Source organism: Planococcus sp. YIM B11945 (assembly GCF_050864155.1).
In the GTDB taxonomy this organism is placed as follows: domain Bacteria; phylum Bacillota; class Bacilli; order Bacillales_A; family Planococcaceae; genus Planococcus.
This window is the reverse complement of the sequence record NZ_JBOZWR010000002.1, coordinates 1-25,057: the sequence shown is the minus strand read 5'-3', so window position 1 is coordinate 25,057 and position 25,057 is coordinate 1. Positions and strand designations below refer to the sequence as shown.

Genomic DNA, 25,057 nt, shown 5'->3' with positions numbered 1-25,057 from the left:
TTCGAGCATCTCTGCATTTGCAGGGATGCTCTTTTTTTGTCATGATTAAGATATGAATGATGCAATGCCGAAGGCGGTTGAGACGATGAGTTTGGACTTTTTAGTGGAGTTAGTCGATAAATACGGATACTTCAGCATGTTCTTGTTCAACTGGCTCTTGGTATTTGGCTTGCCGATTCCCAATGAAATCGCGGCCGCAGTTTCGGGGGTATTGACGGAGGTCAATACGTTCCATCCTGTTTACGCTTATATTTCGGCCTATCTTGGATTGATTTCGAGCAACACGTTCGCATATGGCATCGGAAGAGTGTGGGGAAAGCGGCTGCTCGTTCGTTTGAATCGAACCCGCTTGAGAAAGCCGATTGACCGCTTTAGTGCATTTCTAGAGAAGCATGGAAACTGGGCAATCTCGTTAAGTTTTTTCCTGCCTGGCATTCGCTGGGCAATGCCGTATGTAGTAGGGGCAAACCACTACCCATTCGTTCGTTATATGCTTTTTGCCTATAGCTCCGGCAGCATCTGGATGCTGATTTACTTTAATATCGGAAGGCTTTTTCCAGATGCCTATGAGTCGATATTAGGAAACCTGCAGATTTTTCTGGTAAGCTTGTCGACTGCTGTAGTGTTAATTTTTATCGGACGTTATCTTTATTTCCATAAAATTGCTAGAAAATAAGGGTGTTTGATATTCCGGGATTTTTTCCTTATACTAAATGAAGAGGCAGACAGAAAAGGATGAGGACTGTGATTCATAATGAATGGAAAACAAAAGAAACAAGTAAGACGGTAACGTGTACACACACGAATGCTTCAAAATTTCTTGTTTCAAACGTATTAACTGTGGGGAAATCTTATGAAGTGAAAAACGAAACCGAAGAATTTATCTTTGTCGTGGACAACACCGGCAAAGTAGGCGGCTTTTACAAGACCTATTTCGAGTAAGATAAGCGCAGGCGATCGAGCTAGACAAAAAAAAGCGCAGGCTACAAATAAAAAGGGAAATGGCCGATGGAGACTCATCGGTTTTTTCTATGGAAAGAAGGAAAGCGCATGACCATAATTGATAAAGAAATCGAAGCGCGAAAAACACGTGCGCATGGCGAATTTGATCTGTTGATCGGCGAAGGCGGCTATATTGCGCCAGACGCATTTTTGTGGCAAGACATTTTGTCAGCGGTTGTTTTACGCAAGCCTGTACTGTTAAAAGGGCCAACGGGATCAGGGAAGACGAAACTTGCCGAAAGCATTTCAGCGACGTTCTCGCAGCCGATGCAAAGCATCAACTGTTCAGTTGACTTGGATGCGGAAGCACTTTTAGGCTTTAAAACGCTTGTACAGCGGGATGGCCAAAGTGCCATCGAATTTGTGGAAGGTCCGGTCGTAACGGCGATGAAAAATGGCCATTTTTTGTATATCGACGAAATCAACATGGCCAAAGCGGAAACTTTGCCCATTTTACACAGTGCACTGGATCACCGGCGCATGATGACCAATCCGTTTACAGGAGAAGTAATCAAAGCGCATCCGGATTTCGGCGTGATTGCCGCAATCAACGAAGGCTATATCGGCACGACGCCGATGAATGAAGCTCTGAAAAACCGCTTTATCGCTTACCCCATTCCTTATTTAACGGGCGCTCAGCTGACGGCGCTATGGGACCGGGAATTTCCGGAAGCGCCGCGCGAGTTGAAAGGATTCATGCTTGATCTTGCTGCCGATTTGATGAAGCAAGTGGAAAACGGGCTGTTATCAGAAGAAGCAGCATCAATCCGCAGTTTGCTTGATGCGACGGCTTTGTCGCTGCATATGGAACCGTTGCGCGCGGTGCAGTACGCCATAGCGGAAAAACTGGAAGACGAAACGGAACGCAACTTGTTTATGGACCTGGCCCATACTTGGAAAAAGTAGGTGAAGCAGATGGCATCGGTCAATCGATTTATTCAATTCAATAACGAGACGCTGGATACAAAAATGCTGCACCAAATGGAAGTGCTGGCAGGGGCACTGGCAAATGCGCCTTACTTAAAAGTGACTACACGCAAATTAATGGAAGTCAGGCCGTCCGAAACGGCAATTTCCATCAGCGTCTTTTGGAAACACCGTCCAAAAGCTATAGAACGCAGCGGCTATTTGTCGGATGTATATTTATTGGGAGCGGGCTATTGGCGCTTCTTCGATTTAAAAGCGTGGCGCGCGTTTAAACGGGTAGATACTCCGCTTCCATCACTGCGTGAACAATTGATATTATGTGCCGAAGAATTCCGTTTGAGCGAAAAAGTTATCAAAGAACGGCCGGGAACAGCGGCTGCTTTTGGCGTGAGGGAATCGGTGTATACCGAATACCACAAAGGGCAATTCCAGCAAAATCGCCAAAAAGGCTTTTTGGCGGATGCGTTTTTGAATGCAGCTTATTTGCGGCTGCGTGGGGAAGATGCCATGATATCAGATTCACTGGAACCGGTATTCTATTTGTGGAACCATCTTTTTGATGCAAGGTCGACAGCGGACAGCTCAAAAGTGGTGGATGCCGTTATGATGCGCCTGGAATACTTGCTCGAAGAAGACATGGTGCTGGCGTATTACACGTTCGGGGAATCGGTGGAAAAAGTGCCTCCGTTTCGGTACCACGAAGGCATCGATTCGGAACAAGCAGACGGCGAAGAGGAAATTAAAACGATAGAAGAATGGTTCGAATCGTGGCATCGGGAAACTGAGCTTTCGGAAGCGGCAGCGATGGAGTATGAACTTGAGCGCGGTGATCCGCAATTATCAGAAGGGGGCCGGGAAGACCAAGGCGACGGCGATGTCCAGCAAACCGTCCGCGGCGATTCGAAAGGCGACCACCAAGAAGACAACGAACAAGAGGATCGGCAAATGGACCGGGCGCCAAAAGCGGCGAACGGCAAATTCGGGGCGGCCAATGACCGCGTCGTCTACAGCGAAAGCCGGATCCAGACCAATCCCGAGAGCCGCATGGTTATTGAGGAATGGCGCAAAAAGCAAGCGCCTTATGTGCGCGCCTTGCTGAAAGAGTTGAAAAAACGGATGACACAGCGGCAGGAAAGTGTGCGGCAAAATTTGAACGCCGGCCGTTTGTCTAAAAACTTGCTGCCGTTATTTGTGGAAGAGCGGCCAAAGCCATTTTACCGGAAATCAGCCCCTTCAAAAGAATTGGATGCGGTTTTTTGTTTGTTGATTGACGGCTCCGCTTCCATGATCGATAAGCTGGATGAAACGAAGCAGGCGGTGTTATTGTTCCACGATGTGCTCCGCGCGTTGAATGTGCCCCATGAAATCGTGTTGTTCTACGAAGATGCTTACGAAGCGAGCGACAGCAGCCAGCCGAATTATTTTGAATGGATGCATAAAATGGAAGACGGAAACCGCGACCATGCACTGGAAATCGCCTCGATGGAAGCCCATGAAGACAACCGCGACGGGTTTGCGATTCGCTGGATGGAGGATCGTTTGAGAAAGCGGACGGAGAAGCACCGATTTTTGCTGGTGTTTTCTGACGGCGAGCCTTCCGCTTACAATTACGCGGAAAATGGCATTGTCGACACGGCAAATGCAGTGGGGGAAGCAAAAAAGCAAGGCATTGAAGTGCTTCACTTGTTTTTAAGCAGCGACAAGATCACCGAAGAGCAAGCGGCTTTTTACCGGATGATGTACGGCAATAAATCCGTCAGTGCCGATTCACTGGAGCAATTCGCGGAACAAACGCTGCGTTTGTTGAAACGGACGCTTCATTTGGTGATTCAGTCTGCTTGATCAGACAAAGGGGCCCTGTGAAAAGCGATAAGCTTTTCACAGGGCCCTTTTTGGATTAATAAGTGGTTGTTTTGCCTTCTCGGTCATCATGGATGGCCAGTAGGCGCTGTTTTAAATCTTCTTCCATCTTGCCGATTTCTACTTCCGCAGCTTTTCGGTTGCGGCGGCCTTCCGCTTGGATGCGGAGAGTTTCTTCAATAGTTGTTAACAAGTTTTCCTGCGTTTGTTTTAATGTCTCGATTTCCACAATGCCGCGCTCGTTTTCTTTTGCCGTTTCAATCGAGTTCATTTTCAGCATCTCGGAGTTTTTCAAAAGCAGCTCATTTGTCGTTGCAGTCACTTGCTTTTGGGCTTCCACCGCTTTAAGCTGGCGGTTTAACGTCAATGCAATGGCGATCTGATTTTTCCAAAGCGGGATGGAAGTCATGATCGACGATTGGATTTTCTCAGCAAGCGTTTGGTTGGTTTGCTGGATCATCCGGATTTGCGGAGCGCTTTGGATCGTGATTTGGCGAGACAGCTGCAAATCGTAAAGGCGTTTTTCAAGACGATCCAAAAATTGCGCCATATCGTTTACTTCTTGGTAAGCCATTTGATCGTTGGAGGCTTCCGCTTTTTTTCGGAGCGCTGGAATTGTTTCGGCCATAATTTCATCGCGTTTCAGTTCAGCCGCTGCGATGTAGACGTTCAGCGCTTGGAAATAGGTTTTATTTTGTTCATACAGCTGTTCGAGCATTTGCACGTCTTCCAACAAACCGCGTTTGGAATGATCGAGCTGGATCGAGATTCGGTCGACTTGCGTGCTGAGCTTTTGGTATTTCGTCATCATTTCTTGGACGGAGTATTTGGCTTTGGCAAACATTTTCCGCAAACCGGATTTCTTTCTCTGTGACAATTCTTCCGGATTCATTTCCTGCAATTTGCGCATTAAATCATGCAAAACGTCACCGACCGGTCCGATGTCTTTGGATTGCACATGGTCAAGCATTTTATGGGAAAACTGGCTCAGCTGATTTTGTGCGTTGGCGCCATAAGTCAAAATGGCCTCGTAATTGCCAGCTGGAATTTGTTTCGCCAACATGCGCGCTTTTTCTTGTTCTTCTTTTGTTAAACGATCCATCAAGGCGACCGGACGGCCGTTTTCCGGTGTCGTTACAGCGGTTTCTTGTTTGGTAAGGTCAATCCCAAAAGGGGAGCCGAGCAAATCATCTAATTCACTTTGAGTGGAGCGATTTTCTTGTGTCATCATCCATGTCTCCTTCACTGTCTGATTGGGGCGGTTCCGGCAACGCTTGGCGATTTTGTTTTTCTACGGACATTCGAGCGTATTCCAATTCCATTTTCAGCTGCTCTACGTCGGTGGACAGCACTTTTTTCAAGTCTTTTTCCATGACGCTTGTCATGGAACCGAGCGTCTGCCGGGTATCTTGGAGCGCCACTTTCAGTTCTTTGTCTCGCAGCGGCTGACCGACAAGCATGGTATATTTTTCGGTCAATTCGAGAGCGGAATCCAAATGCGAGTAAAAGAACCCCTCTGCCAAATAAAATTTTCTCGGGTTTTCTTGGACGTGTGAAACGATTTTCTGTGCGAGCCGCACCATTTCCCGGATTTGCTTGTAATAAGAAAGCGACCGGACCCGGTAATACTGGCCTTGCAATTGTTTAATTTTTGATTTGGCTTCTTTTACTTGAAGCTGTATATGTTTATATTCGCTCCGCGTCATGCCATTTCTTTTTGAATCGGAGGAAAACTGAACGCGTTTGATCGTAGAGTTGCTCGCAAGATACGTGCCTGCAGCCACAGCCCCTGAAGCAATAATCCCGATTTCCGCACCTAAATAAAGGACAGGGAAGACCGCTGTCATTAAAGGCAACGAAATGGTTTGCCGCATGACAAATTTTTCAAATGGCTTCATGAATAGGACCTCCTTCATTGCTATTCATTTATACGTTTAAACTAAGCAAAAGTTTCATTAAATGCTTTTATAGCTCTCATTTTACGGGAAAGGAAGAGGCAATACAAACTTGCAGGTTATAAGAAAAAATTTAAAATAATTATAGACAAGTATCAGAATTTTTTGTAAAATTGATAGTGAGTTTAGATTAATTTTAAAAAGGGTAAGGGTAAAATTAGAAGAAAGGTGAGGCGTTACACCTATTTTTGCATAAGAATATTAAGAATGCGAAAAATATTAATAAGTTTTTAGATTAATTTGACTTTTTATGAAAAATTGATATACTAGTCCTAAGAACTAAAGAATGCACCAGAAACAGCTATTCACCTATTCAAAAAAGTGATCAGCAAGTGATGGTACTTTTTTGAATATGTGAATTTTTTTATGAAATTCCATATTGCAAATTTTTTTACAGGAGGTTTTTAAATGCAACAAGGTACAGTAAAATGGTTTAACTCAGAAAAAGGTTTCGGGTTTATCGAAGTTGAAGGCGGAGATGACGTATTCGTTCACTTCTCAGCGATTCAAGGCGACGGCTTTAAAACGCTTGATGAGGGACAAAAAGTAGAATTTGAAGTAGAGGAAGGCAACCGCGGACCTCAAGCTACAAATGTAACTAAAGTTTAATCTCCAAGAACCGTTCAGAAATGGACGGTTCTTTTTTTTGCCAAAATACTAAAACCAAGCAAAAAAATGTTATGGACTAGGCGTGAAAGCCTGCCTAATGATTAAATATTTTGAAAACTTAAATTTAGGTACATCAATCCACTTATTTTATATTTTCCAAAAACAGCCAGAGAAGCCTATTTATTCGGAATTATGAAACAGTTATTCTTTAATAAACCGTCAGACACCGACGGCACACTAAAGGAGTGAACCTAATTGAAAAAGAAAAATGTCCTTAGCCTTAGTTTAGCAGCAGCACTTGCATTATCCGCAGCTTCATCTTCCGTTTATGCAGCACCTAATCTTGCTGTATCGGAAAAAGTGCATGTCAATCAACAAAACCAGTCGGCCGACTTTGTCGTAGGGAAATTGACGATTCCTTCGAACAAGTCAGCTTCTGGAATTGTGGTGGACTATTTGGAAAATAAACAAGCACGCTATAAAATCGGCAAAGGAGCTGCGGCAGAATTTGAAGTGCTCAGCGAATCAAAAGATGAGTTAGGGTTTACCAATGTGAAATTGCAGCAAACGTATAACGGTGTTCCGGTATTCGGTTCGGTCGTTTCTGCACACGTTGATAAGGACGGTGTGCTGACCTCGGTGTCCGGCGAAATGGCTCCCGAATTGTTCGCGAATAAAAACTTGAAAAAAGGCGCAAAATTGAAAGCTTCCAAAGCAACTTCCATCGCGTTAAGCGATCTTGCCAATAAAATAGGGGGAACTCCTGAATTGGACCATCAGCAAGGGCCCGAACTGGTTGTCTTCGTGAAAGATGGACAAGCCCACTATGCATTTAGCACGGAGCTTGAGTTCTTGTACCCAGAGCCCGGCAACTACCAATACTTTGTCGATGCCCAAACTGGCGAGGTTTTGGAAGCATTCAACCAAATCCATGAAGCGGCGTCAGCTCCTTCTGCTGTAACGGCACCAACCGGCACCAATTCCGTTGCGACTGGCCGCGGCGTATTGGGTGATGCAAAATCGGTCAATACCGTTGTCAGCAGCAAAGGATCTTATTTGGTGGACAAGACGCGTGGAAATGGCATTTTTACTTACAATGCCTCTAACGGCACCCGGATTCCCGGCACATTATGGCTCGATGCCGACAATGTCTACAATGCTGCTTACGACGGTGCAGCAGTGGATGCTCATGTCTATGCCGGAAAAACGTTTGACTATTATAAAAATACCCATAACCGAAACAGCTATGATAACAAAGGTGCGCAATTAATCTCGACGGTCCATTACGGGAAAAATTACAACAATGCGTTCTGGAACGGCTCGCAAATGGTTTATGGCGATGGCGACGGTTCGACATTTATTCCGTTATCAGGCGGGCTTGACGTCATTGCCCACGAATTGACGCATGCGGTAACGGATACAACAGCAGATTTGATTTACCAAAACGAATCCGGCGCTATCAACGAATCTATATCAGATATTTTCGGTACATTTGTGGAATACAAAGTAAACGTGAAGCCGGACTGGCTCATTGGTGAAGACATTTACACACCGAGTGTTTCTGGGGATGCGCTTCGTTCCATGGCAAACCCTACGTTAAACGGCGATCCTGATCATTACTCGAAACGCTATACGGGAACAGGCGATAACGGCGGCGTCCATTACAACTCCGGCATTAGCAATAAAGCCGCATACTTGTTGGTCAATGGAGGCACGCATTACGGCGTAACGGTGACTGGCATTGGCATGGCGAAAGCTGAGAAAATCTACTACCGCGTCTTGACTCAATACTTGACGCCGAATTCAAATTACAGCCACTTCCGTGCGACGACGATTCAAGCGGCAACGGACCTTTACGGTGCGTCGAGCCCGGAAGTGGCAAGCGTCAAAGCTGCTTTCTCTGCAGTCGGTGTAAATTGAATTAAAGGGCAAGATGTCTATGTGGAAGTGCAGCCTTTCTTTTATGCTTAAAAGAAAGGCTGCACTTTTTTTGCGTGTCTTTCTAAACGTTTCGTGAACGGAACATATAGGGTATAAGGTAAAGAGCACATGTAAGATTGCACTGGAGGTTTGATGGATGAATGGAAGAGGAACTGTAAAGTCATTTGATGAAGACAAAGGGACCGGCTATATCGAAGGCGATGACGGCGAATTGTTTTTTGTCGAAAAAATCAACATCAATATGGATTTGGAAATCCTACTGCCAGGCCAGCAAGTGAATTTCACCATCGTCCAAGGAAAAGCCGGCAAAGAACGCATTGCCACAAACATCACGATGGATTTCTAACAGCAGCAAACTTTTGTAAATAAGCTTTGGCAAAAAAAGTTATTGCGAACACATAGAAGATTCGAAGGGGGATTTCACATGGCAAACGAATATTTGGCTAAACCGCTGCCGAGCCAGCAAGAGCAGCAAGATTTTTACCAGAAGCTGCGACACAAAGTACAAAAATGGTTTGACAACAAAGGTTCTGTCGGCAAAATAGGGAAATACGTGTTGTTTGCACCGGATTTGTTTCATTTATTAACAAAAATGATGCTAGACAGCCGCATTGATGCAAAAAGCAAAGGCTTGGTCGGCGCCGGGATCTTGTACTATATCGCACCGCTCGATTTCTTGCCGGAAATCATTGTCGGCCCAGGGGGATTTGCAGACGATGTCGTCGTTGCCGTATTTATCATCAACACGCTGTTGAACAAATTCCCAGCTGAAATCATTGAAGAACATTGGGCTGGAGATGAAGAATTGCTGAGCGTTGTCAGAGGCATTTCCAGTTCAGGAAGCAAATTTGCATCCAAGTTGCCAGCTGGCCGTTTAGTAAAACGTTTCTTGAAATAAAAAAAAGCCACGGCGAAGGCGCCGTGGCTTTTTTGTAGAAACTTCCATAAATGTATAGGCGAAAAACTGATTCTGCAAATAAAACCGCAGATTCTGCAAACAAACTTATTTATTCTGCAAATAAACTCAAAAAATCTGCAAATAAACGCCGGAATTCCGCAAACAATCTCGCTTTTGCCGCAAATAAATCCATTTTCACCTATAAAAAAAACTCCCGTACACTCAAAAAGTGTACGGGAGTTCGCATTTTGATTAGTTTGTGATGCCTTGCGTCTCTTTCCATTCCAAAAATTCATCGTAGCTCAATTGCTTATCGAGAATCGAACCGTCTTCACGGATTTCGATGACGCGGTTTGCAACAGTCTGGATAAACTGATGGTCATGGGAAGTGAAGACCATGGCGCCTTTGAATGCGATCATGCCGTTGTTAAGTGCTTGAATCGATTCCAAATCCAAGTGGTTGGTCGGCTCATCGAGCAACAAGACGTTGGCATGCGACAACATCATTTTGGACAGCATGCAGCGCACTTTTTCGCCGCCGGATAAAACAGAAGGTTTCTTTTTCACTTCTTCGCCGGAGAACAACATTCTGCCAAGGAAGCCGCGAAGGAAAGTTTCACTTTCGTCTTCTGGTGAATACTGGCGCAGCCAATCTACTAAAGAAAGCTCGCTGCCTTCAAAATAAGCCGTGTTGTCGATCGGCAAGTACGCGCGCGACGTCGTAACGCCCCAGCGGATTGAACCGGTTGCCGGCTCGTCTTCTTCTGCCAAAATGCGAAGAAGCGCTGATTTTGCAAGCGGATCGCCGATCAAAACGATTTTGTCGTCTTTGTTCAAATTAAAGTTGAGGTTGTTCAACAAAAGATTGCCATCCACTTTTTGGCTGACATCTTTGACGGTCAACACATCGTTGCCGATTTCGCGCCCAACAGTAAAGTTGACGAACGGGTATTTACGGGAAGAAGGACGGATATCGTCAAGCTCAATTTTATCCAGCATTTTTTTCCGTGACGTTGCTTGCTTCGACTTGGAAGCGTTCGCGGAGAAACGGGCGATAAATGCTTGAAGCTCTTTGATCTTTTCTTCTTTTTTCGAGTTTTGGTCACTTGCCAAACGCGTTGCCAATTGGCTGGACTCGTACCAGAAATCATAGTTGCCGACATAAAGCTGGATTTTACCGAAGTCTAAATCCGCAATATGCGTACATACTTTATTCAAAAAGTGGCGGTCATGCGATACAACGATGACGGTGTTATCGAAGTTGATCAAGAACTCTTCCAGCCATTGAATCGCTTTCAAGTCCAAGTGGTTGGTCGGCTCATCGAGCAAAAGAACGTCCGGTTTGCCGAATAGCGCTTGGGCCAGCAACACTTTCACTTTATCTGAACCGGAAAGTTCAGCCATTTTTTTAGCGTGAAGGTCTTCGGAAATGCCAAGGCCTTGCAGCAAAATCGCGGCTTCTGATTCAGCTTCCCAACCGTTGAGTTCAGCGAATTCGCCTTCAAGTTCAGCTGCACGCATGCCGTCTTCATCACTGAAGTCTTCTTTCATGTAGATGGCATTTTTTTCGGACATGATTTCGTATAATTTTTTATGCCCCATGATAACGGTATCAAGGACAGCGTGCTCCTCGTATTCAAAGTGATCCTGTTTTAATACGGCCAAACGCTCACCAGAACCCATATAGACGTTTCCAGATTGAGCTTCCAAATCACCAGACAAGATTTTGATAAATGTCGATTTTCCTGCACCATTCGCGCCGATCAAACCGTAGCAATTGCCCGGGTTAAATTGGATATTGACGTCTTCAAAAAGCTTACGGTCGCCAAAGCGTAGACTTACATCGTTTACTGCTATCATTTTACGTACCTCCTAAATTTCACAATAAGAAGAGTATACCACGAAACCCATTGAAATCGATAGCTTTGAGGCGCACTCTGGGATAAACTTAAAAAGTTCAGCACGGTTATTTATATTTTCTTTCTTTATAAGCTTCCAGCATGCCGAGGTCTTTGTTCAGCAAGTATTCCATTCGGACATAATCTTTGCGTGTCGGAATATGTTCCGGCGTCAAGCCTTTCATGGAAAAAATAAAATAATAGCCTCCTATTTGGCGAAACAGCACTATGACGTGCGGAAATTCATCGAACACGGCTTTTATATTGTAACGTTTTGCGTAGCTCCAATTAATCAATTTCATCGGTTGACCCGCCTTTCACACCTTAATCTTAATAAAATCTTGCAGGGAACACAAGTTTGTGTTCTTGCAGAAAAGATTCATTTCAAAAGAAAGAAATTTTTTCTGGAAAAGAGGGAGAACTCCGTGCCAAATCTTCAAAAAAAATCGATGCTCAGTTTAATGGCAGCGGCGATTTTTGTTATCTCGCTTAACTTGCGGCCCGCTATTTCGTCCATCGGTCCGCTGCTGGAAGCGATGCGGCAAGACCTTTCCTTAACGAACAGCGAAGTCAGTTTGTTGACATCGGTACCGGTTTTTTGCATGGGGCTGTTTGCACCTTTTGCCGTTTCGTTCAACCGGTTATTCGGCATCAAACGCTCGGTCACGCTATTGCTCGTTGGCATCGGAGTGTTCACGTTATTGCGCGGCCTTGTCCCGTCCTATTTTGTGCTAATGGCAAGCGCCTTTTTTATAGGACTTGTGATTGCCATTATGGGTCCGTTGATTTCCGCGATGATCAAACAAAATTTTCCAACACGGACAGCGTCGCTAATCGGCGTTTATTCGTTTGGGCTGGGACTGGGTGCAACGCTCGCCGCTGGATTGACGGGAGTCTTTTATGTCTGGGCAGATTGGCCGTTCGCGCTGGCAAGCTGGAGCGTGTTGGCGATAGCGGGAATTTGGCTCTGGCTTCGTGTTAAACAGCCGGAGCAGCCGGTCATGGAAACTGAAATCGTGGAGGCAGGGGGCAAGTCGCCGTGGAAAAACAAACGGGCGTGGTATATGCTGCTCTTTTTTGGCTTTCAGTCCGCTTTGTTTTTCTCGCTTATTACTTGGCTTGCACCGATTGCGATGGAGAAGGGAATGTCTGTGCTCACAGCAAGTGCTCTCTTGACCGTCATGTCCGCCGTGCAATTAGGCGGCAACTTATCAATTCCGCTTCTATTAGAAAAATTTCCGAGCCGGACGCTTTGGACTGGCGTCAGTTTGGCATTTGGTTTAGTGGGAATCTTGTTGCTGCTGTTTGGCAACCTTTCATTTATATGGATAGCGGCGGCATGCCTGGGTCTCACACTGGGTGGATTGTTTCCGATCGCGCTGTTGATGCCGCTCGATGAAAACTCGACTGCTGAAGGCGTAAACAGCTGGGCATCCATGATCCAATTTGGCGGATACGTCATATCAGGTGTGATGCCTGTAGCAATCGGCATGTCTTACGACAAATTCGGCAACCATGACATATCGCTTGGCGTGCTCTTGGTATTTATTGTGTTATTGAGTGTTTTTACGTTTTTGCTGCATCAAAAACGGCAATAAGAAAAGCACTGCAATAACGCAGCGCTTTCTTATTTTGACTGGAAACATTTTTCCTTGGTCATATGGCAGATAAAATTTTTAATGGCTTTGAATTGCAAGATCAAAACCCACGATAAGAACAATGAAACCAACGGATACATTACACACCAAGAAAAGACAAGCGGAAAAGTAAGTTTCGAACTTGGAAAGGAATGCGGGAAATACCAATTGTTATACGATACTACTAAAACTAAAGTTATTAAGGGACCTATGTAAACTTTTTTTGAAATTGCAGCGGCGGCGACACCAAAACTAATCGCAATTAGCGGAACCACGACAAGCTGCATTACTAAGGGATCAACTGAATCAATCAAACTCACTGGGACTCCTCCGCTTCTCATAAGATCAATTAATCACACATACAGTTTGGTACACTTTATTTTAAAGAAACAAAATTTTCTGTCAACTATTTATTTGAAAATAATATTTTTGTGACATTAATGATAAAAGTAAGATAAAATAAGAAGGGTTCGCTCTTTTGCTTATGCTGAGCAACTGAGAAAAAATGAAGTGCCAGGTTTATCTTTAAAAAAGTTAAAAAATAATTCAGCAATTTTAGCGATTTAATTGTGGATTTGCGATTTCAAGAAATTAGATGATGGAAAGGGGGGAGTTTTATGACAGCTTATAATACGGTATTTTTCGATGTGGACGACACTTTGTTTGATTTTCGCCAATCGGAGTTAAATGCTTTACATAATACTTTTATGGAGTATAAAATGCCGGCAGGAATGGCGGATTACCATGAAAGCTACCGGAAAATTAGCCAAAGCTTGTGGGAAGATTTGGAAAGAGGCGAAATTAAGTTAAGGGAGCTTGGGATTAAACGCTTTAAGCGGCTGTTCACCGAGCACGAACTGGAAACGGATGCCGGTTTGTTTAGCTCTTCTTATCTTCATAATTTAGGGCGGGAAGCCCATTTAATGCCGGGTGCTGAAGAACTGTGCCAAACGCTGGATTTTTGCCGGTTGGCAATCATCACCAACGGCTTTACTGAAGTGCAGCATGCTCGTATTGAAGGTTCACCTCTCGCCGGCATGTTTGAACATATTATTGTTTCTGAAGAAACCGGCTTTCAAAAGCCGCAGACTGGAATTTTTGATTATGCTTTTGCCGAGATGCAGCTGGCTGGAAAAGAACATGTCTTAATGGTCGGCGACTCGCTCGCATCCGATATTAAAGGCGGGTCTGATTATGGCATCGACACGTGCTGGTTCAATCCAAACGGCAAACCAAACGAAACTAACATCCAACCAACTTATGAGATCCGGAAACTAACCGAGCTGATCGAAATCGTGGGGAAGTAAGAAAAGCGGAGGCGCCCACTCAAGCTTCGACAAGCGCTGGAGGGCTTAAAAGTTATGGCGTACTTTGCCATTGCTAGCAAGGCAGACCGCGACCTCGAGGAGCTGGGCGCCGAAGTCTGGACATGAAGAAAAGCGGAAGTGCCTGTTTAGCTTTGACAGGCATAAGACAAACCGGCGAAGCGGCGGTCTTTGCCACGCAGCCGGGATGGCTTATGACCCGAAGAGCTAGGCACTGGAGTCTGGACATGAAGAAAAGCGGAGGCGGCACTGTAACGCCGAAGCCTAAGAAATAAAAAAAGCTGACGCGTTAAGCGTCAACTTTGTCCCATGTTTCTGCAATGAATTCCAGGCGGCCGGATTTTTCAACGTCTTCTTTATATTCATCCGGGCTTTTTTTGTAAAAGTCTTGGTGATAGTCTTCCGCTTCGTAAAAGTGCGCGGCATCGAGAATTTCTGTCACGATCGGCTTTGAGAATCTGCCGCTTGCTGCATGGTCATGTTTGGATTTTTCCGCAAGTTCACGCTGCTTTTCGTTATGTACGAAAATAGCAGGACGATATTGGGTCCCACGGTCTTGGAACTGGCCTTCGTTGTCAGTCGGATCGATTTGCTGCCAGAAAATCTCTAACAGTTGTTCGTAAGCAAATACCTCCGGTTGGAATGTAATTTCCACCACTTCCAAGTGGCCGGTAGTGCCTGTTTTGACTTGCTCGTATGTCGGGTTTTCCACGTGTCCGCCGGTATAGCCGGAAACAACGCGTTCGATGCCATCAAACTGGTCGAATGGTTTGACCATGCACCAAAAGCAGCCGCCTGCGAATGTCGCTTTTTCAGTCATAGTAGTTTTCTCCTCTCGCACATATTAGAAGAATTTTATCATTCCCGTAGTTTTACGACAAACAAAATGTTTTATAATAAATGCAGAAACTTCTTTTCGCACAAAAGCGTCTTATGCGATAGAAAGCCGAGAAAGGAATGTAGATGAACATGGAAACAGAACAGCCAGCCACAAGAAAGCGCCGCAAGAAAAGGAGAATCCGTTTGCGTGGAATTCTTTTCTTGCTTTTCATAGGGGTGATAGCAGCGGGGGCATATGTCTATATGCAATTCCAAAGCGGACACAAACTTGCAGAAGAACAAACAGAAGAATTGCCGACCATCGATTTTGCGGGAGATCCGGAAGAAAAAGGCTTTGAAAACATTCTCGTGCTCGGGGTCGATGCCCGCGGAGAAGAAACATCACGTACGGATACGATGATGCTCGTCTCGCACAATAAAGAAACAGATGAAGTAAAAGTGGCCTCATTTATGCGTGATATTTATGCAGAAATTCCTGGTTATCAATCTTATAAATTAAACACAGCCTATTATTTAGGGGAAAAAGAAGGCGGAATGGAAGGCGGCATTGATTTGTTGGCCGATACACTTCGCGGCATGTTCGGCGTGGAAATCCACCATTTCGCGTTAATCGATTTTAAAAGTTTCGAAAAACTAGTAGATATCGCTGCACCAAATGGAGTTGAAATTGACGTCGAAAAAGAAATGTCGAAAAACATTGGCGTCAAATTAACACCGGGTGTTCAAAACTTGAACGGAAAAGAGCTTCTGGGCTATGCCCGTTTCCGCGCCGACGAAGAAGGCGACTTTGGACGGGTTCGCCGCCAACAGCAAGTAATGGCGGCAATGAAAGATGAGTTGTTGTCGGTAACGGCCATTCCGAAATACCCGAAACTTGCCGGAGCGGCTCAAGGGTATATCCAAACCGATATGCCCATGAGCGACCAAATCAAAATGGCGACGAGCATTGCGACAAGCGGCGGCACGGAAGTGGAGCGCTTGACGCTTCCTGTAAAAGACAGTTATTCGTTCGGTTCGTATTCCCATGCCGGTTCGGTCATTGAGATGGACGTGGAACAAAACAAGCAAGCATTGAGCGAATTTTTGTCACAACCGCTTGAATAAAAAGTCAGATAATATGATAAACTTAAAAGGCAGTTACAACAGATACAGAAAGTAGGAGAGGAATTGGAGCCGGAAAAAACATCTTTTTTCTCAACAAATTTTGTCCGTTTCCTTGGCGGGACGAATACGCTGTTCACCTTGATCGCATTGTTGCTCATCGGGCTGGTCATTTTCATCTTCAGGGAAGTGTCGTTCATCTTCAATCCGCTGCTCGTATTTATGAAAACAATCGTCTTGCCGGTTATTTTGGCGCTTGTTTTGTACTACTTGCTGCGGCCGGTTCTTCGCCTGCTGGAAGGCATGAAAGTTACACGCATTTGGGGCATTGTCATTATCTTCGTTGGCGTGTCGGGATTGCTGGCGCTTCTAATCGTATTGGTGTATCCGTTCCTTAGAACGCAGACGCAGACCTTGATTATGGAATTTCCAACCTATTTTATGCAATTGCTGACGGACTTCCATGATTTTTTGAGCAATAACTCGTATGTGGGCGAATACTACGTCAATTCAAACTTTAACATCGAAGAATTGCTGACAACTTTGCCAGATACCATCAACCAAACATTCGAAACAACGGCAACCACTGTGCTAGCGGGGATCACCGGATTTATTTCCACAGTTACGGGTGTATTATTGTCAATCGTCGTTGTTCCGTTCATTTTGTTTTATTTGCTGAAAGACGGCGAAAGATTTCCAGAAACCATTATAAAAGCGCTGCCTCCTCGCATGCGTGAAGATACGCGTACCGTATTCCAAGAAGCCGACAAGCAAATCGGCGCTTATATTCAAGGGAAATTGATCGTTGGAGCATTTATCGGCGTTATGGTCTATATCGGCTTCTTGATCATCGGCTTGGACTATGCGCTGTTATTTGGATTTCTTGCAGGGGTCACAAGCATCGTGCCATATATTGGCCCGGCGATCGCTTTTGCGCCGGCTGCAATTGTCGGTATCGTCATATCGCCTTTCATGCTGGTAAAAGTCGGGATTGTTTGGACTGTCGTCCAGATTTTGGAAAGCAATATCATATCCCCGCAAGTGATGGGGAAAACGATGTTCATCCATCCGATCACCATCATTTTTGTGCTTTTGACAGCCGGTTCGTTATTCGGACTTGTAGGAGTTATTTTCGGGATCCCGGCTTATGCACTGGTCAAAGTACTGGTAGCCCATTTCTACAAACTCTTTAAACGCCGGTACAACAAACACGAAACAAATCTGGAAAATCATTACGATTACACGGAGCTGCTTTAACGGTTTAAAGCAGCAGGCCATGTGGTAAAGGATGTATATTCATTACTGGAGGTAGTCAATTTATGAATTTTAAAGGATTTTTGTCGACGATTGGTTTCGGTTCACTAAAAGTTGAAACCGTCATCGAGAGGCCGCATCTTGAAGAAGGCGAAACATTAAATGGCACCATTTATTTCAAAGGCGGGGAGGGCGACCAAGACGTCGAATTTGTTGAATTAAAAGTCATTAAGCTGGTTGAAGATTACCGGGAAGACAGCGATTTCGATTATATCGAAACCGTGGTCGGCAAACAGTCGATCGAATTTGCGGGATCGGTCAAGTCAAAAGAAACCATCATGCGGCAATTTGAAATCATGCCGGATGATCGGTGGTTAATCGATTCGGCCAATGCTAAATTAATCGTACGGACTGTCGTCCATATCGACAACGGGGTTAACGTCCAAGATGAGGACGAAATCACATACGGAACAAGAGAGAGCTGAAAAGGCTCTCTTTTTTTTGGTGAAAATTTGATGTTGCTGCTGTTTGTCGTAATTTGATTCGTGTTCGTCGTAACTTGAATCAAGTACGTCGTAATTCAGCATTCGATTGTCGTAATACGCAGCTTTTAAGTCATAATTCAAAAAATAGCAAGTTAAATTTGTATAAAAAGAATAAATGTAGTTTTTTACATAAGGATTTCTATAAAAATAAAAACAAGCAAACAAGAAAAAATAGCAGCGAATTTCTCTTTGAAGCTAACCGCTTAAACAGCTACACTTAAAGAGATAACTAAATTGAAGTGTTATGATGATTTATCAATTTAAAGTGACGTTAAAAGATGTAAAGCCACCGGTTTGGCGAAGATTGCAAGTGGACAGCGAAATGTCGTTTTATGATTTCCATTACGTGCTGCAGTCGTCATTTGGCTGGACGGACAGCCATTTGCCTATGTTGAATGTGATAAAGGCGAATGGAAGAAAAGTGTCGAATGTTGAAATTAGTAGGACTGAAGAAGAGTTTGGTATATACACAATGGATGCGTTAGATGAAGGAAAGGAATTTTTAAAGGATTGGTTTACTGTAGAAAAAGACCAGATGCTTTATACGTACGATTTCGGGGACGATTGGGAACATGATATTGTGCTGGAAAAGAAGTTGGAACCTAGCCAAGGTACCGAGTATCCACGCTGCGTTGGAAAACGAAGAACGCTTATTTATTAGTGTATTAGGCGGAGCTGGACAAGAATTCGGGTTGGCAATTTATATTGGCAATGAAGGACTGAATAGCTTACGGCTCGCGATGGAACAAAAAACACCCTTGCAGGACATTGTCTTCCAGCAGCGCAGTATCTTAATGTCGTTTGTTGATAGGGATGAACTGGAAAGTGAAGATTATATGTTTTTAAAAGCTCATGGCATTCCGTTCAGAGGTAAAAAGCAATGGCCGGAATTCCGCAGCATGGTTCCAGGAAGTTATCCGTGGTCAATTGACGAGGAAGAAGCTCGCTACATCATAATGGCAATCGAGCAGACTTTGTCAGTGCTCGGGATGGTAGAACGAGGTACTGAAATTCCTGCTTTTGGATTAGATAACCAAATCTTGATACGAGCAGCGAAGAAAACAGCTCAAGGACACGTTTGGGAAACTGAAATGATGCCTAAGGAGACTTTTTTTCAAGAAAAGACACTGCCATTGGAGATTCCGCAAATTGTACCGGATTTAGTGGTAAAACAGGCTAGTAAGCATCCAATAATGGACAGCCAAATAGAGTTTGACTTGTTTTATGTGGATATGCCAATCCAGCCATCAGCTGGAGCGCGTCCGTATTTCCCTTATATGGCGGTGGCGCTCGACCATAAAACAGGCATGGTACTGAATCAGGAGCTTTTTGAAAATCGGAATGCTTTTGAAAATGCACAGTTCGGATTAAATGAATTGGTTAACCGCATCAGCATGTTGCCAAAAGAATTATGGCTGCGGGAAGAAATGTTCCAGATGCTCAAGGCTATTCTGACCAAGTTGAAAGTAAAGGCCAAAAAAGTGGAAAACCTGCCTGAAGCTGAGCGATTTAAAGAGTTTCTTTCTCAAATACACTAAGGAACCATACTTCTTTTAAGGTGAAGAACCTCTTGTTAATAGAAGAATTGGCAAATGAGTTTCTTAAATTTCTCAAATTACAAGTTCAGAAGCTTTTGATGTCCAGCTGATGTTCACAAAACAGCCGGAACCGAAGGCAAAAGAAATGTTGTTATAAGCGTTAAATGGCCAAAAACTTTTTCGGAATTTCAGAAACCAGCTAGAAAAATGGATTTAGATCAACGCTGGTATACCTTTGAATTCCAATATGGAAAAGATCAAATGGCTGCTTGATTAGACAAACAAAAGATTCAGCTGAATAAAGAATAAAGCAGCATCGATTCTATATGGAAAACGGTGGAATTTATTTAAAAAGCATCGGCACTTTGCCAATGCTTTTTAAAATTGCTTATAAATTATATGTTGGAAAGTATTCCAGGCTATTTGGAAAGTATTTATGGGAAAATGGAAAGTATTTGTCCTGTTTTGGAAAGTATTAAGCCCAATCCGGAAAGTATATCCAATTAAATGGTAATTAAGTTGAAGAAACCTGCAAAGCCATATGGATTGAATGCTTTTGGCCTAACGAAAAGCTGTCCCCAAGCACGGACAGCTTTCATTTACCGCTCAACCATAATCCACCAAGACAACTGACGACAAGCAGAGCCAAAAATACAGCACTCATCATAAAATCTATTCGACCAACCGGCACTGGGCAATAAAATACGGACCTGGCTTCGCCTGTAAAGCCGCGTGCTTCCATTGCAAAGGCAGCGCGTTCAGCTTTCCGGACAGCGCCGGCAAGCATTGGAATGAGCAGGCGGCGTAGTGCAAGCAGCCGCTGCCACCACTGGACTTCAGCAACAAAGCCACGAAGTCGGTGAGCTTGCTGGATTTGGACAAATTCATCTTTTAACACGGGAAGAAATTGATAGCCGACCATCACCCCATAAGCAAGCTTAGGCGACAGCTTCAACTGCTGCATCAAGCTCATGATAAAGCGAACCGGATCGGTCGTTAATGCAAATGCCAGCGACAAAGCCGAAAATGCCATGACCCGAAACGCCAGCGACAGCGCTTGGTTCCATTGCACGTCGGTTACTTCAATTCCAGCAAACGACCAGATGACGGTTCCGCCAGTTACTGCTGAAAAAACCACGGTCGTCCATAAATAGCCGAAAGCACCAAGCGAAAAGGGCAGCATGAACAGGGCCCATAGCTTCCAATTCATCTGGCTAAATATCAACTGCATAATGAGTAAACCGATCCAAAACAGCAAAGGCGTCCACGGGTTGAAGAAAAACGCCAAAGCCAGCATGGATACAGCAACCACAATGAATTTTACGGAAGGGTTCATGTCATGCAAAAGATGCCGCACGGTCCACAACTCCTTTAGGAGGCTCCAAGTGATGGGAAGCAAGCATTCGGGCATCATTCCAAACGTCGGCTGCTGCAAATTTGCCGGTCAGTTTTCCATCTTTGATTAAAATAACCGAGTCAGCCATTGCCGCCGCAAATTCCATGTCATGGGTTACGATAAAAAACGCATTGCCTTCTTTTGACCGTTCATCGATCAGCTCAAACAACTCCATTAATGCAGCGGCGTCTTGGCCAGAAGTCGGTTCGTCCATCAACAACACCGGCCGCCTGTCGGCAAGCATGGCGCCTATGGCAATGCGCCGCTTTTGGCCATGGCTCACGGCAAAGGGGTGGGCATCAAGCAGGCTTTCCAGCTGCAGCCGCTGCGCCAAACCAGAAAGGTCAGCCAACGCAGTTTTGCCGAAAAAAGCCAGTTCTTCTTGCACCGATTGCGTTAAAAACAAAAACTCGGGCGATTGGGGAACATAACCGGCACCCGGCGATTCCACAGTGCCAGATGATAATTTGTATATCCCGCATAAGGCTTTTAGCAACGACGATTTTCCGCTGCCGTTTGGCCCCGCAACAACGATCACTTCACCGCGCTTTGCACCAAAAGACACATCTTTCAATAGCACTTTGTTTTTTATGGTGACCGACAAATTTTTAGCTGTTAACGCTGCTTCAGCCTGAGGTGCAGCAGCTCGTTTAGGAAATAAAATCGGCGGCACTGGCAGAAAATCGCCGTCTTTTAAGACTTTTCCAGTTGCATCCAAGGAAATGTGTCGGTCAAAAAACGAGCCCCACGCAGCTAAACGGTGCTCAACAGCAATGATTGTCAAAGCGAATCGTTTTTGCAAAGCGTCTAGCCAAGAAATAAAGTGCTTGGCAGTAACGGGATCTAAATGCGAAATCGGTTCATCGAGCAGCAGCACTTCCGGTTTCATGGCCAGTGCGCAGGCTGTGGCAATGCGCTGCTTCATGCCGCCGGACAATGATTGGATAAGGGTGTAGCGGTAAGCTTCCAAACCGGTCAATTCCAAGACGCCGGAAATGCGCTGTTCCATTTCTTCGCGAGCCACGTGCAAATTTTCCAGCGTAAAGGCCAGTTCTTCTTCGACCGTCGGCATGCAAAACTGGGAATCGGGATCTTGGAAGACGGTGGCGACGCGGTGGTTGATTTCCCCGGGCAAGTACTTTTCAGCAGGTTTGCCGAATAAAAGAAGTTCCCCTTCTACAACACCGTCGCTATTAAGCGGATACAGCCGGTTCAGCAAATACAGCAGCGTGCTTTTGCCGCAGCCGCTTGGGCCGGAAATGGCCACGCGTTCACCGCGCGAGATGCAAAAGGACACATTCTTTAGCGTCCAAGCTTCATCCTCCGGAAAGCGAAAGGATGCATTTTTAAGTGAAAAAATTTCATCCGACACGCGCATCACCTTTTTTCGCGCGGGCCACCGCATAGCCCCGAAGTGAACCAGTCGCAAGCAAACTGTCTGCGATAAACTTGCCGCCGATTCCAGCAATCACCATGCCGCTGATGACGCGGAGCGAAAACATCAACGCGACAAACGATGGATCGAGTGCCGCGTAGCCGGAAACGAAATACCCGTAAACAAAGCTGAAAACGGCAGAACCTGCACCAGCAAGCATCATGATGGCTAAGCTGAAGTGCTTATAGCCTGTCACTGCAAACGCTGCCTCGGCTCCCAAGCCTTGGACGGCTCCGGACAACAAAAGGCGGGGGCCGACTGCATTGCCGAGGAGCACTTCAATAGCGGCAGCCATCGTTTCCGACATAAACGCAGCACCCGGTTTTCGAATAATGTACATGCAAATGATCGAAACGATAAACCAAATGCCGAACATCCATTCATAGGCAAGCGGGCCGATCAGCGCTGCCCATAGGTTGCTGACATGGACAAACACCAAATAGACAATGCCGAAAACGACCGCAAACAGCGACATCAACACCACTTCTTTTAATTTCCACGACTTCAGCATGTTATTTGCCTCCGTGCGACGGGCTGTTGATGCTCATCGATACCGTCATGACCAAGTGGCGGTGTTCTTCGGTGCGGGCATTCGAAAACGCTTCTTCGTAAAATGCAAAGACGTCGTGGATGTCGCCATGGATGCCGCTCGCGTAATGCATCGATTCATTAAAGACGCCGCGTTTTTTTGCCCGGTCAACTTCCCGGTAAATGATATTCATGTAATCGGGGTTGTTCATCGGGTACAGCGCAAATTGTGACGATACATACTGCTTCGTCTTATCCGTATTCAACAGTTCGTCCGGCATGTCCAAAAACGCATCGCCTGCCGAATCACCCGGGCAACCGATTGAAAACGTGCCGGACAGCGCCACGTGTTCACCGGTCTTCGCCGCATGCAGCGCAATCGCTTTTGCTGCGTTGAACACATGAATTTCCTTGCCCCGAATCACCGTTGACACATCATCCGAATGGGTCCAGACATTGCTCAAATCCGTCTCCCGAAGCGCTCCTTTAATTACCCTAATAAAATCCCCAGTCATCGGATGCAGCGAAAAGCGAAATCCGACAATTGGGCTCGTACCGCATTGCAATGGTTCCATATCAATCGTCCTCCTTAAAAATAGGCACAAAAAAAAGCTGCATCCGCGAAGAAGCAGCCACTATTTCTATGCCAATAAATTCAAAAAGGATTTATTCCAGAAAAGCGCCGCACTTCCTCACGCCAGTATTACCTGGATCGAGTCATAAGGGATCGAAGCTTGCGCTTGCATCTCAGCCGAAAATCGGGCACCCCTAGTGCATTAAACGGTATGCAGTTGTTTTGTGAACGGGATTGTCCCGATGGGTTTAGTCTAGCGGAAGGTGGAAGGGATGTAAAGGAGAAAAATCAAGGTCGATTGGCAGCAGTTGCCTGAAAATAAATTATTTTAAAAAAGTGTTTGACAGTTTTCGAAATGTTAGCTACTATTGGAATCAAGCAAAAAACAATTTCATATGGAACATTATCAAGAGAGACCGAGGGATAGGCCCTATGACGTCCGGCAACCTCCAGAGAAATCTGGGAAGGTGCCAATTCCTACAGAATGAATTCATTCTGAAAGATAACCCAATCCATTTTCGGTGCCTCTTTCTGAATGAAAGGGGCATTTTTTATTGGGAAAAAAGGAGATTGCCATGATCAGCATAAAAGAACTTTCAAAAGAATACACAACGAAAAACGGCAAGGTGATCGGTGTAGAAAACGTCACGATGCACATCAAAGAAGGTGAGATTTTCGGCATTGTCGGCTATTCAGGAGCCGGTAAAAGTTCGCTTTTGCGGTGCATGAATCTTTTGGAGCGTCCCACAAGCGGTTCGATCCGTGTAGCCGGCCTCGATCTGACAAACTTAACAGGCGAGAAGCTGCGAAAAGCGCGGCTGAAAATCGGGATGATTTTTCAGCATTTTTATTTGATCAGCCAAAAGACGGTTGGGGAAAACATTGCTTTTGCGTTAAAGGCCGCGCGTTTGCCGGCAGATGAAATCGCTGATCGAGTCGATGAACTGCTCGACATGGTCGGCCTATCAGATAAAAAAGACGTCTATCCTTCACAGCTGAGCGGCGGGCAAAAGCAGCGCGTCGGCATTGCAAGGGCGCTGGCCAATAATCCGGCGGTTCTGCTTTGCGACGAAGCGACTTCGGCGCTTGACCCGAATACGACTTTGTCAATTCTGCGTCTCTTGAAGAAAATCAACCAGGAAATGAACATTACCATTGTCCTCATTACCCATGAAATGAATGTAGTCAAAGAAATTTGCGACCGGATGGCGGTTATGCAAGCCGGCCGTGTAATTGAAGAAGGCGACGTCTACACGATTTTCTCCGATCCCAAAACCGAGCTGGCTAAGGAATTTATTTCTTCTGTCGTGTCGATCGACATTCCGCAGCCGATCTTGTCCGCTTGCACGGGCCGTGTCATTAAAGTGCAGTTTAAAGGAGCGGTGGCTGGAGAAGGCGTCATCACAGACATGGTGCAGCATTTTGATGTGAAAGGGAATTTTTTGCACGGGTCAATCGAATACATACAAGAAAAACCGCTTGGCTTGTTTGTGATGGAAATCCAAGGAATGCCTGAAAACATTCACCGGGCAATTACATACATGGAAGGACGAGGCGCAAAAGTGGAGGTGATCGGCAATGGGGTTTGATTTTCAGCACATGATGGAATTATGGCCGGATATTTCAAAAGCATTCGGCGAAACGCTTTACATGATCGGCGTCTCGCTCGCAATTATCAAGTACGTCGTAATTCAGCATTCGATTGTCGTAATACGCAGCTTTTAAGTCATAATTCAAAAAATAGCAAGTTAAATTTGTATAAAAAGAATAAATGTAGTTTTTTACATAAGGATT

The 25,057-nt window shown here is 45.1% G+C and carries 28 protein-coding genes and 2 riboswitches; of the genes, 18 read left to right on the top strand and 10 right to left on the bottom strand.

All coding sequences use genetic code 11. The features are described from left to right. The first annotated feature begins 52 nt into the window (after window positions 1–52). The 4 genes from ACRRQV_RS03690 to ACRRQV_RS03675 all read left to right on the top strand — a co-directional run bounded on the left by ACRRQV_RS03690 (window position 53) and on the right by ACRRQV_RS03675 (window position 3,771). Window positions 53–676, top strand: coding sequence for a DedA family protein (locus ACRRQV_RS03690; RefSeq protein ID WP_432527806.1), 624 nt, complete (start codon window positions 53–55; stop codon window positions 674–676). 68 nt (window positions 677–744) lie between these two features. Then, window positions 745–942 (top strand): DUF6501 family protein, encoded by a 198-nt coding sequence (locus ACRRQV_RS03685; RefSeq protein ID WP_432527804.1) that lies wholly within the window; start codon window positions 745–747, stop codon window positions 940–942. Between the two features lie 108 nt (window positions 943–1,050). Continuing rightward, window positions 1,051–1,908, top strand: coding sequence for an ATP-binding protein (locus tag ACRRQV_RS03680; protein ID WP_432527802.1), 858 nt, complete (start codon window positions 1,051–1,053; stop codon window positions 1,906–1,908). Window positions 1,909–1,917: 9 nt separating this feature from the next. Continuing rightward, on the top strand, window positions 1,918–3,771 hold the full coding sequence (locus tag ACRRQV_RS03675; RefSeq protein WP_432527800.1) for a vWA domain-containing protein: 1,854 nt from the start codon (window positions 1,918–1,920) through the stop codon (window positions 3,769–3,771). A gap of 55 nt (window positions 3,772–3,826) precedes the next feature. On the opposite strand, the gene ACRRQV_RS03670 is transcribed toward ACRRQV_RS03675, so the two are convergent. Both ACRRQV_RS03670 and ACRRQV_RS03665 read right to left on the bottom strand, forming a co-directional pair. Then, entirely contained in the window at window positions 3,827–5,017 is a 1,191-nt protein-coding gene (locus tag ACRRQV_RS03670; RefSeq protein WP_432527798.1) for a toxic anion resistance protein, read from the bottom strand. Next, window positions 4,986–5,687, bottom strand: a complete 702-nt coding sequence (locus ACRRQV_RS03665) for a 5-bromo-4-chloroindolyl phosphate hydrolysis family protein (RefSeq protein ID WP_432527796.1) — start codon at window positions 5,685–5,687, stop codon at window positions 4,986–4,988. The genes ACRRQV_RS03670 and ACRRQV_RS03665 overlap by 32 nt, the downstream gene beginning before the upstream one ends. A 465-nt stretch (window positions 5,688–6,152) precedes the next feature. Here ACRRQV_RS03665 and ACRRQV_RS03660 point away from each other — a divergent pair, with 465 nt between their 5' ends. The 4 genes from ACRRQV_RS03660 (at window position 6,153) to ACRRQV_RS03645 (ending at window position 9,192) form a co-directional block, all read left to right on the top strand. Then, window positions 6,153–6,353: a cold-shock protein gene (locus ACRRQV_RS03660; RefSeq protein ID WP_432527794.1), complete on the top strand. Its 201-nt coding sequence runs from the start codon at window positions 6,153–6,155 to the stop codon at window positions 6,351–6,353. A 255-nt stretch (window positions 6,354–6,608) separates the two neighbouring features. Further along, the gene (locus tag ACRRQV_RS03655; protein WP_432527792.1) at window positions 6,609–8,273 is read left to right on the top strand and encodes a M4 family metallopeptidase; all 1,665 of its coding nucleotides are present in this window, start codon (window positions 6,609–6,611) and stop codon (window positions 8,271–8,273) included. A 157-nt stretch (window positions 8,274–8,430) separates the two neighbouring features. After that, window positions 8,431–8,640, top strand: coding sequence for a cold-shock protein (locus tag ACRRQV_RS03650; protein WP_432527790.1), 210 nt, complete (start codon window positions 8,431–8,433; stop codon window positions 8,638–8,640). A gap of 78 nt (window positions 8,641–8,718) precedes the next feature. Continuing rightward, on the top strand, window positions 8,719–9,192 hold the full coding sequence (locus ACRRQV_RS03645) for a YkvA family protein (protein WP_432527788.1): 474 nt from the start codon (window positions 8,719–8,721) through the stop codon (window positions 9,190–9,192). 252 nt (window positions 9,193–9,444) lie between these two features. On the opposite strand, the gene ACRRQV_RS03640 is transcribed toward ACRRQV_RS03645, so the two are convergent. Further along, window positions 9,445–11,052 carry an ABC-F family ATP-binding cassette domain-containing protein gene (locus tag ACRRQV_RS03640; RefSeq protein ID WP_432527786.1) on the bottom strand — a complete coding sequence of 536 codons (1,608 nt, stop codon included), beginning with the start codon at window positions 11,050–11,052 and terminating at the stop codon, window positions 9,445–9,447. Window positions 11,053–11,158: 106 nt separating this feature from the next. Further along, window positions 11,159–11,392 (bottom strand): hypothetical protein, encoded by a 234-nt coding sequence (locus ACRRQV_RS03635; RefSeq protein WP_432527784.1) that lies wholly within the window; start codon window positions 11,390–11,392, stop codon window positions 11,159–11,161. Between the two features lie 123 nt (window positions 11,393–11,515). On the opposite strand from ACRRQV_RS03635, the gene ACRRQV_RS03630 reads away from it, so the two are divergent. Continuing rightward, window positions 11,516–12,688: an MFS transporter gene (locus ACRRQV_RS03630; protein ID WP_432527782.1), complete on the top strand. Its 1,173-nt coding sequence runs from the start codon at window positions 11,516–11,518 to the stop codon at window positions 12,686–12,688. Between the two features lie 29 nt (window positions 12,689–12,717). On the opposite strand, the gene ACRRQV_RS03625 is transcribed toward ACRRQV_RS03630, so the two are convergent. Continuing rightward, window positions 12,718–13,047, bottom strand: a complete 330-nt coding sequence (locus tag ACRRQV_RS03625; protein ID WP_432527780.1) for a hypothetical protein — start codon at window positions 13,045–13,047, stop codon at window positions 12,718–12,720. Between the two features lie 297 nt (window positions 13,048–13,344). Here ACRRQV_RS03625 and ACRRQV_RS03620 point away from each other — a divergent pair, with 297 nt between their 5' ends. Both ACRRQV_RS03620 and ACRRQV_RS03615 read left to right on the top strand, forming a co-directional pair. Continuing rightward, window positions 13,345–14,034 carry a YjjG family noncanonical pyrimidine nucleotidase gene (locus ACRRQV_RS03620; protein WP_432527778.1) on the top strand — a complete coding sequence of 230 codons (690 nt, stop codon included), beginning with the start codon at window positions 13,345–13,347 and terminating at the stop codon, window positions 14,032–14,034. Between the two features lie 152 nt (window positions 14,035–14,186). Continuing rightward, window positions 14,187–14,327: a hypothetical protein gene (locus ACRRQV_RS03615; RefSeq protein WP_432527776.1), complete on the top strand. Its 141-nt coding sequence runs from the start codon at window positions 14,187–14,189 to the stop codon at window positions 14,325–14,327. Between the two features lie 14 nt (window positions 14,328–14,341). On the opposite strand, the gene msrA is transcribed toward ACRRQV_RS03615, so the two are convergent. Continuing rightward, on the bottom strand, window positions 14,342–14,872 hold the full coding sequence (msrA, locus tag ACRRQV_RS03610) for a peptide-methionine (S)-S-oxide reductase MsrA (RefSeq protein ID WP_432527774.1): 531 nt from the start codon (window positions 14,870–14,872) through the stop codon (window positions 14,342–14,344). Between the two features lie 149 nt (window positions 14,873–15,021). Between msrA and ACRRQV_RS03605 the strand changes: the two genes are divergently transcribed. From ACRRQV_RS03605 to ACRRQV_RS03585, 5 genes are all read left to right on the top strand, one after another. Then, a complete protein-coding gene (locus tag ACRRQV_RS03605) occupies window positions 15,022–15,996 on the top strand; it encodes an LCP family protein (protein ID WP_432528171.1) in 975 nt (324 codons plus the stop codon). Between the two features lie 63 nt (window positions 15,997–16,059). Then, a complete protein-coding gene (locus tag ACRRQV_RS03600) occupies window positions 16,060–17,250 on the top strand; it encodes an AI-2E family transporter (RefSeq protein WP_432527772.1) in 1,191 nt (396 codons plus the stop codon). 62 nt (window positions 17,251–17,312) lie between these two features. Continuing rightward, a complete protein-coding gene (locus tag ACRRQV_RS03595) occupies window positions 17,313–17,732 on the top strand; it encodes a sporulation protein (RefSeq protein ID WP_432527770.1) in 420 nt (139 codons plus the stop codon). A 304-nt stretch (window positions 17,733–18,036) separates the two neighbouring features. Further along, window positions 18,037–18,453 (top strand): plasmid pRiA4b ORF-3 family protein, encoded by a 417-nt coding sequence (locus ACRRQV_RS03590; protein ID WP_432527768.1) that lies wholly within the window; start codon window positions 18,037–18,039, stop codon window positions 18,451–18,453. Beyond that, complete coding sequence (locus ACRRQV_RS03585; protein WP_432527766.1) at window positions 18,425–19,330, top strand: DUF7309 domain-containing protein; 906 nt, start codon at window positions 18,425–18,427, stop codon at window positions 19,328–19,330. Before ACRRQV_RS03590 ends, ACRRQV_RS03585 begins: the two co-directional genes overlap by 29 nt. Window positions 19,331–19,925: 595 nt before the next feature. Here ACRRQV_RS03585 and ACRRQV_RS03580 read toward each other — a convergent pair. The 4 genes from ACRRQV_RS03580 to ACRRQV_RS03565 form a co-directional block, all read right to left on the bottom strand. Further along, window positions 19,926–20,687 (bottom strand): energy-coupling factor transporter transmembrane component T family protein, encoded by a 762-nt coding sequence (locus ACRRQV_RS03580; protein ID WP_432527764.1) that lies wholly within the window; start codon window positions 20,685–20,687, stop codon window positions 19,926–19,928. Continuing rightward, window positions 20,668–22,023, bottom strand: a complete 1,356-nt coding sequence (locus tag ACRRQV_RS03575) for an ABC transporter ATP-binding protein (RefSeq protein WP_432527762.1) — start codon at window positions 22,021–22,023, stop codon at window positions 20,668–20,670. The genes ACRRQV_RS03580 and ACRRQV_RS03575 overlap by 20 nt, the downstream gene beginning before the upstream one ends. A gap of 64 nt (window positions 22,024–22,087) precedes the next feature. After that, a complete protein-coding gene (locus ACRRQV_RS03570; protein ID WP_432527760.1) occupies window positions 22,088–22,672 on the bottom strand; it encodes an ECF transporter S component in 585 nt (194 codons plus the stop codon). A 1-nt stretch (window position 22,673) separates the two neighbouring features. Further along, window positions 22,674–23,264: a YkoF family thiamine/hydroxymethylpyrimidine-binding protein gene (locus ACRRQV_RS03565; RefSeq protein ID WP_432527758.1), complete on the bottom strand. Its 591-nt coding sequence runs from the start codon at window positions 23,262–23,264 to the stop codon at window positions 22,674–22,676. A gap of 97 nt (window positions 23,265–23,361) precedes the next feature. Further along, a riboswitch (TPP riboswitch) is annotated at window positions 23,362–23,469 on the bottom strand. A gap of 194 nt (window positions 23,470–23,663) precedes the next feature. Further along, a riboswitch (SAM riboswitch) is annotated at window positions 23,664–23,772 on the top strand. 66 nt (window positions 23,773–23,838) lie between these two features. Between ACRRQV_RS03565 and ACRRQV_RS03560 the strand changes: the two genes are divergently transcribed. After that, the gene (locus ACRRQV_RS03560) at window positions 23,839–24,852 is read left to right on the top strand and encodes a methionine ABC transporter ATP-binding protein (RefSeq protein WP_432527756.1); all 1,014 of its coding nucleotides are present in this window, start codon (window positions 23,839–23,841) and stop codon (window positions 24,850–24,852) included. After that, a complete protein-coding gene (locus ACRRQV_RS03555; protein WP_432527754.1) occupies window positions 24,842–24,988 on the top strand; it encodes a hypothetical protein in 147 nt (48 codons plus the stop codon). The genes ACRRQV_RS03560 and ACRRQV_RS03555 overlap by 11 nt, the downstream gene beginning before the upstream one ends. Window positions 24,989–25,057: the final 69 nt, after the last annotated feature.

Bases quoted from the DNA above. Each gene is read 5' to 3' on its own strand.
- ACRRQV_RS03650 (WP_432527790.1), top strand. From the start codon at position 8,431: ATGAATGGAAGAGGAACTGTAAAGTCATTTGATGAAGACAAAGGGACC.
- ACRRQV_RS03665 (WP_432527796.1), bottom strand. From the start codon at position 5,687: ATGAAGCCATTTGAAAAATTTGTCATGCGGCAAACCATTTCGTTGCCT.
- ACRRQV_RS03555 (WP_432527754.1), top strand. From the start codon at position 24,842: ATGGGGTTTGATTTTCAGCACATGATGGAATTATGGCCGGATATTTCA.
- ACRRQV_RS03565 (WP_432527758.1), bottom strand. From the start codon at position 23,264: ATGGAACCATTGCAATGCGGTACGAGCCCAATTGTCGGATTTCGCTTT.
- ACRRQV_RS03570 (WP_432527760.1), bottom strand. From the start codon at position 22,672: ATGCTGAAGTCGTGGAAATTAAAAGAAGTGGTGTTGATGTCGCTGTTT.
- ACRRQV_RS03620 (WP_432527778.1), top strand. From the start codon at position 13,345: ATGACAGCTTATAATACGGTATTTTTCGATGTGGACGACACTTTGTTT.
- ACRRQV_RS03595 (WP_432527770.1), top strand. From the start codon at position 17,313: ATGAATTTTAAAGGATTTTTGTCGACGATTGGTTTCGGTTCACTAAAA.
- ACRRQV_RS03560 (WP_432527756.1), top strand. From the start codon at position 23,839: ATGATCAGCATAAAAGAACTTTCAAAAGAATACACAACGAAAAACGGC.
- ACRRQV_RS03690 (WP_432527806.1), top strand. From the start codon at position 53: ATGAATGATGCAATGCCGAAGGCGGTTGAGACGATGAGTTTGGACTTT.
- ACRRQV_RS03675 (WP_432527800.1), top strand. From the start codon at position 1,918: ATGGCATCGGTCAATCGATTTATTCAATTCAATAACGAGACGCTGGAT.
- ACRRQV_RS03640 (WP_432527786.1), bottom strand. From the start codon at position 11,052: ATGATAGCAGTAAACGATGTAAGTCTACGCTTTGGCGACCGTAAGCTT.
- ACRRQV_RS03670 (WP_432527798.1), bottom strand. From the start codon at position 5,017: ATGACACAAGAAAATCGCTCCACTCAAAGTGAATTAGATGATTTGCTC.
- ACRRQV_RS03660 (WP_432527794.1), top strand. From the start codon at position 6,153: ATGCAACAAGGTACAGTAAAATGGTTTAACTCAGAAAAAGGTTTCGGG.
- ACRRQV_RS03680 (WP_432527802.1), top strand. From the start codon at position 1,051: ATGACCATAATTGATAAAGAAATCGAAGCGCGAAAAACACGTGCGCAT.
- ACRRQV_RS03590 (WP_432527768.1), top strand. From the start codon at position 18,037: ATGATGATTTATCAATTTAAAGTGACGTTAAAAGATGTAAAGCCACCG.
- ACRRQV_RS03635 (WP_432527784.1), bottom strand. From the start codon at position 11,392: ATGAAATTGATTAATTGGAGCTACGCAAAACGTTACAATATAAAAGCC.
- ACRRQV_RS03645 (WP_432527788.1), top strand. From the start codon at position 8,719: ATGGCAAACGAATATTTGGCTAAACCGCTGCCGAGCCAGCAAGAGCAG.
- msrA (WP_432527774.1), bottom strand. From the start codon at position 14,872: ATGACTGAAAAAGCGACATTCGCAGGCGGCTGCTTTTGGTGCATGGTC.
- ACRRQV_RS03605 (WP_432528171.1), top strand. From the start codon at position 15,022: ATGGAAACAGAACAGCCAGCCACAAGAAAGCGCCGCAAGAAAAGGAGA.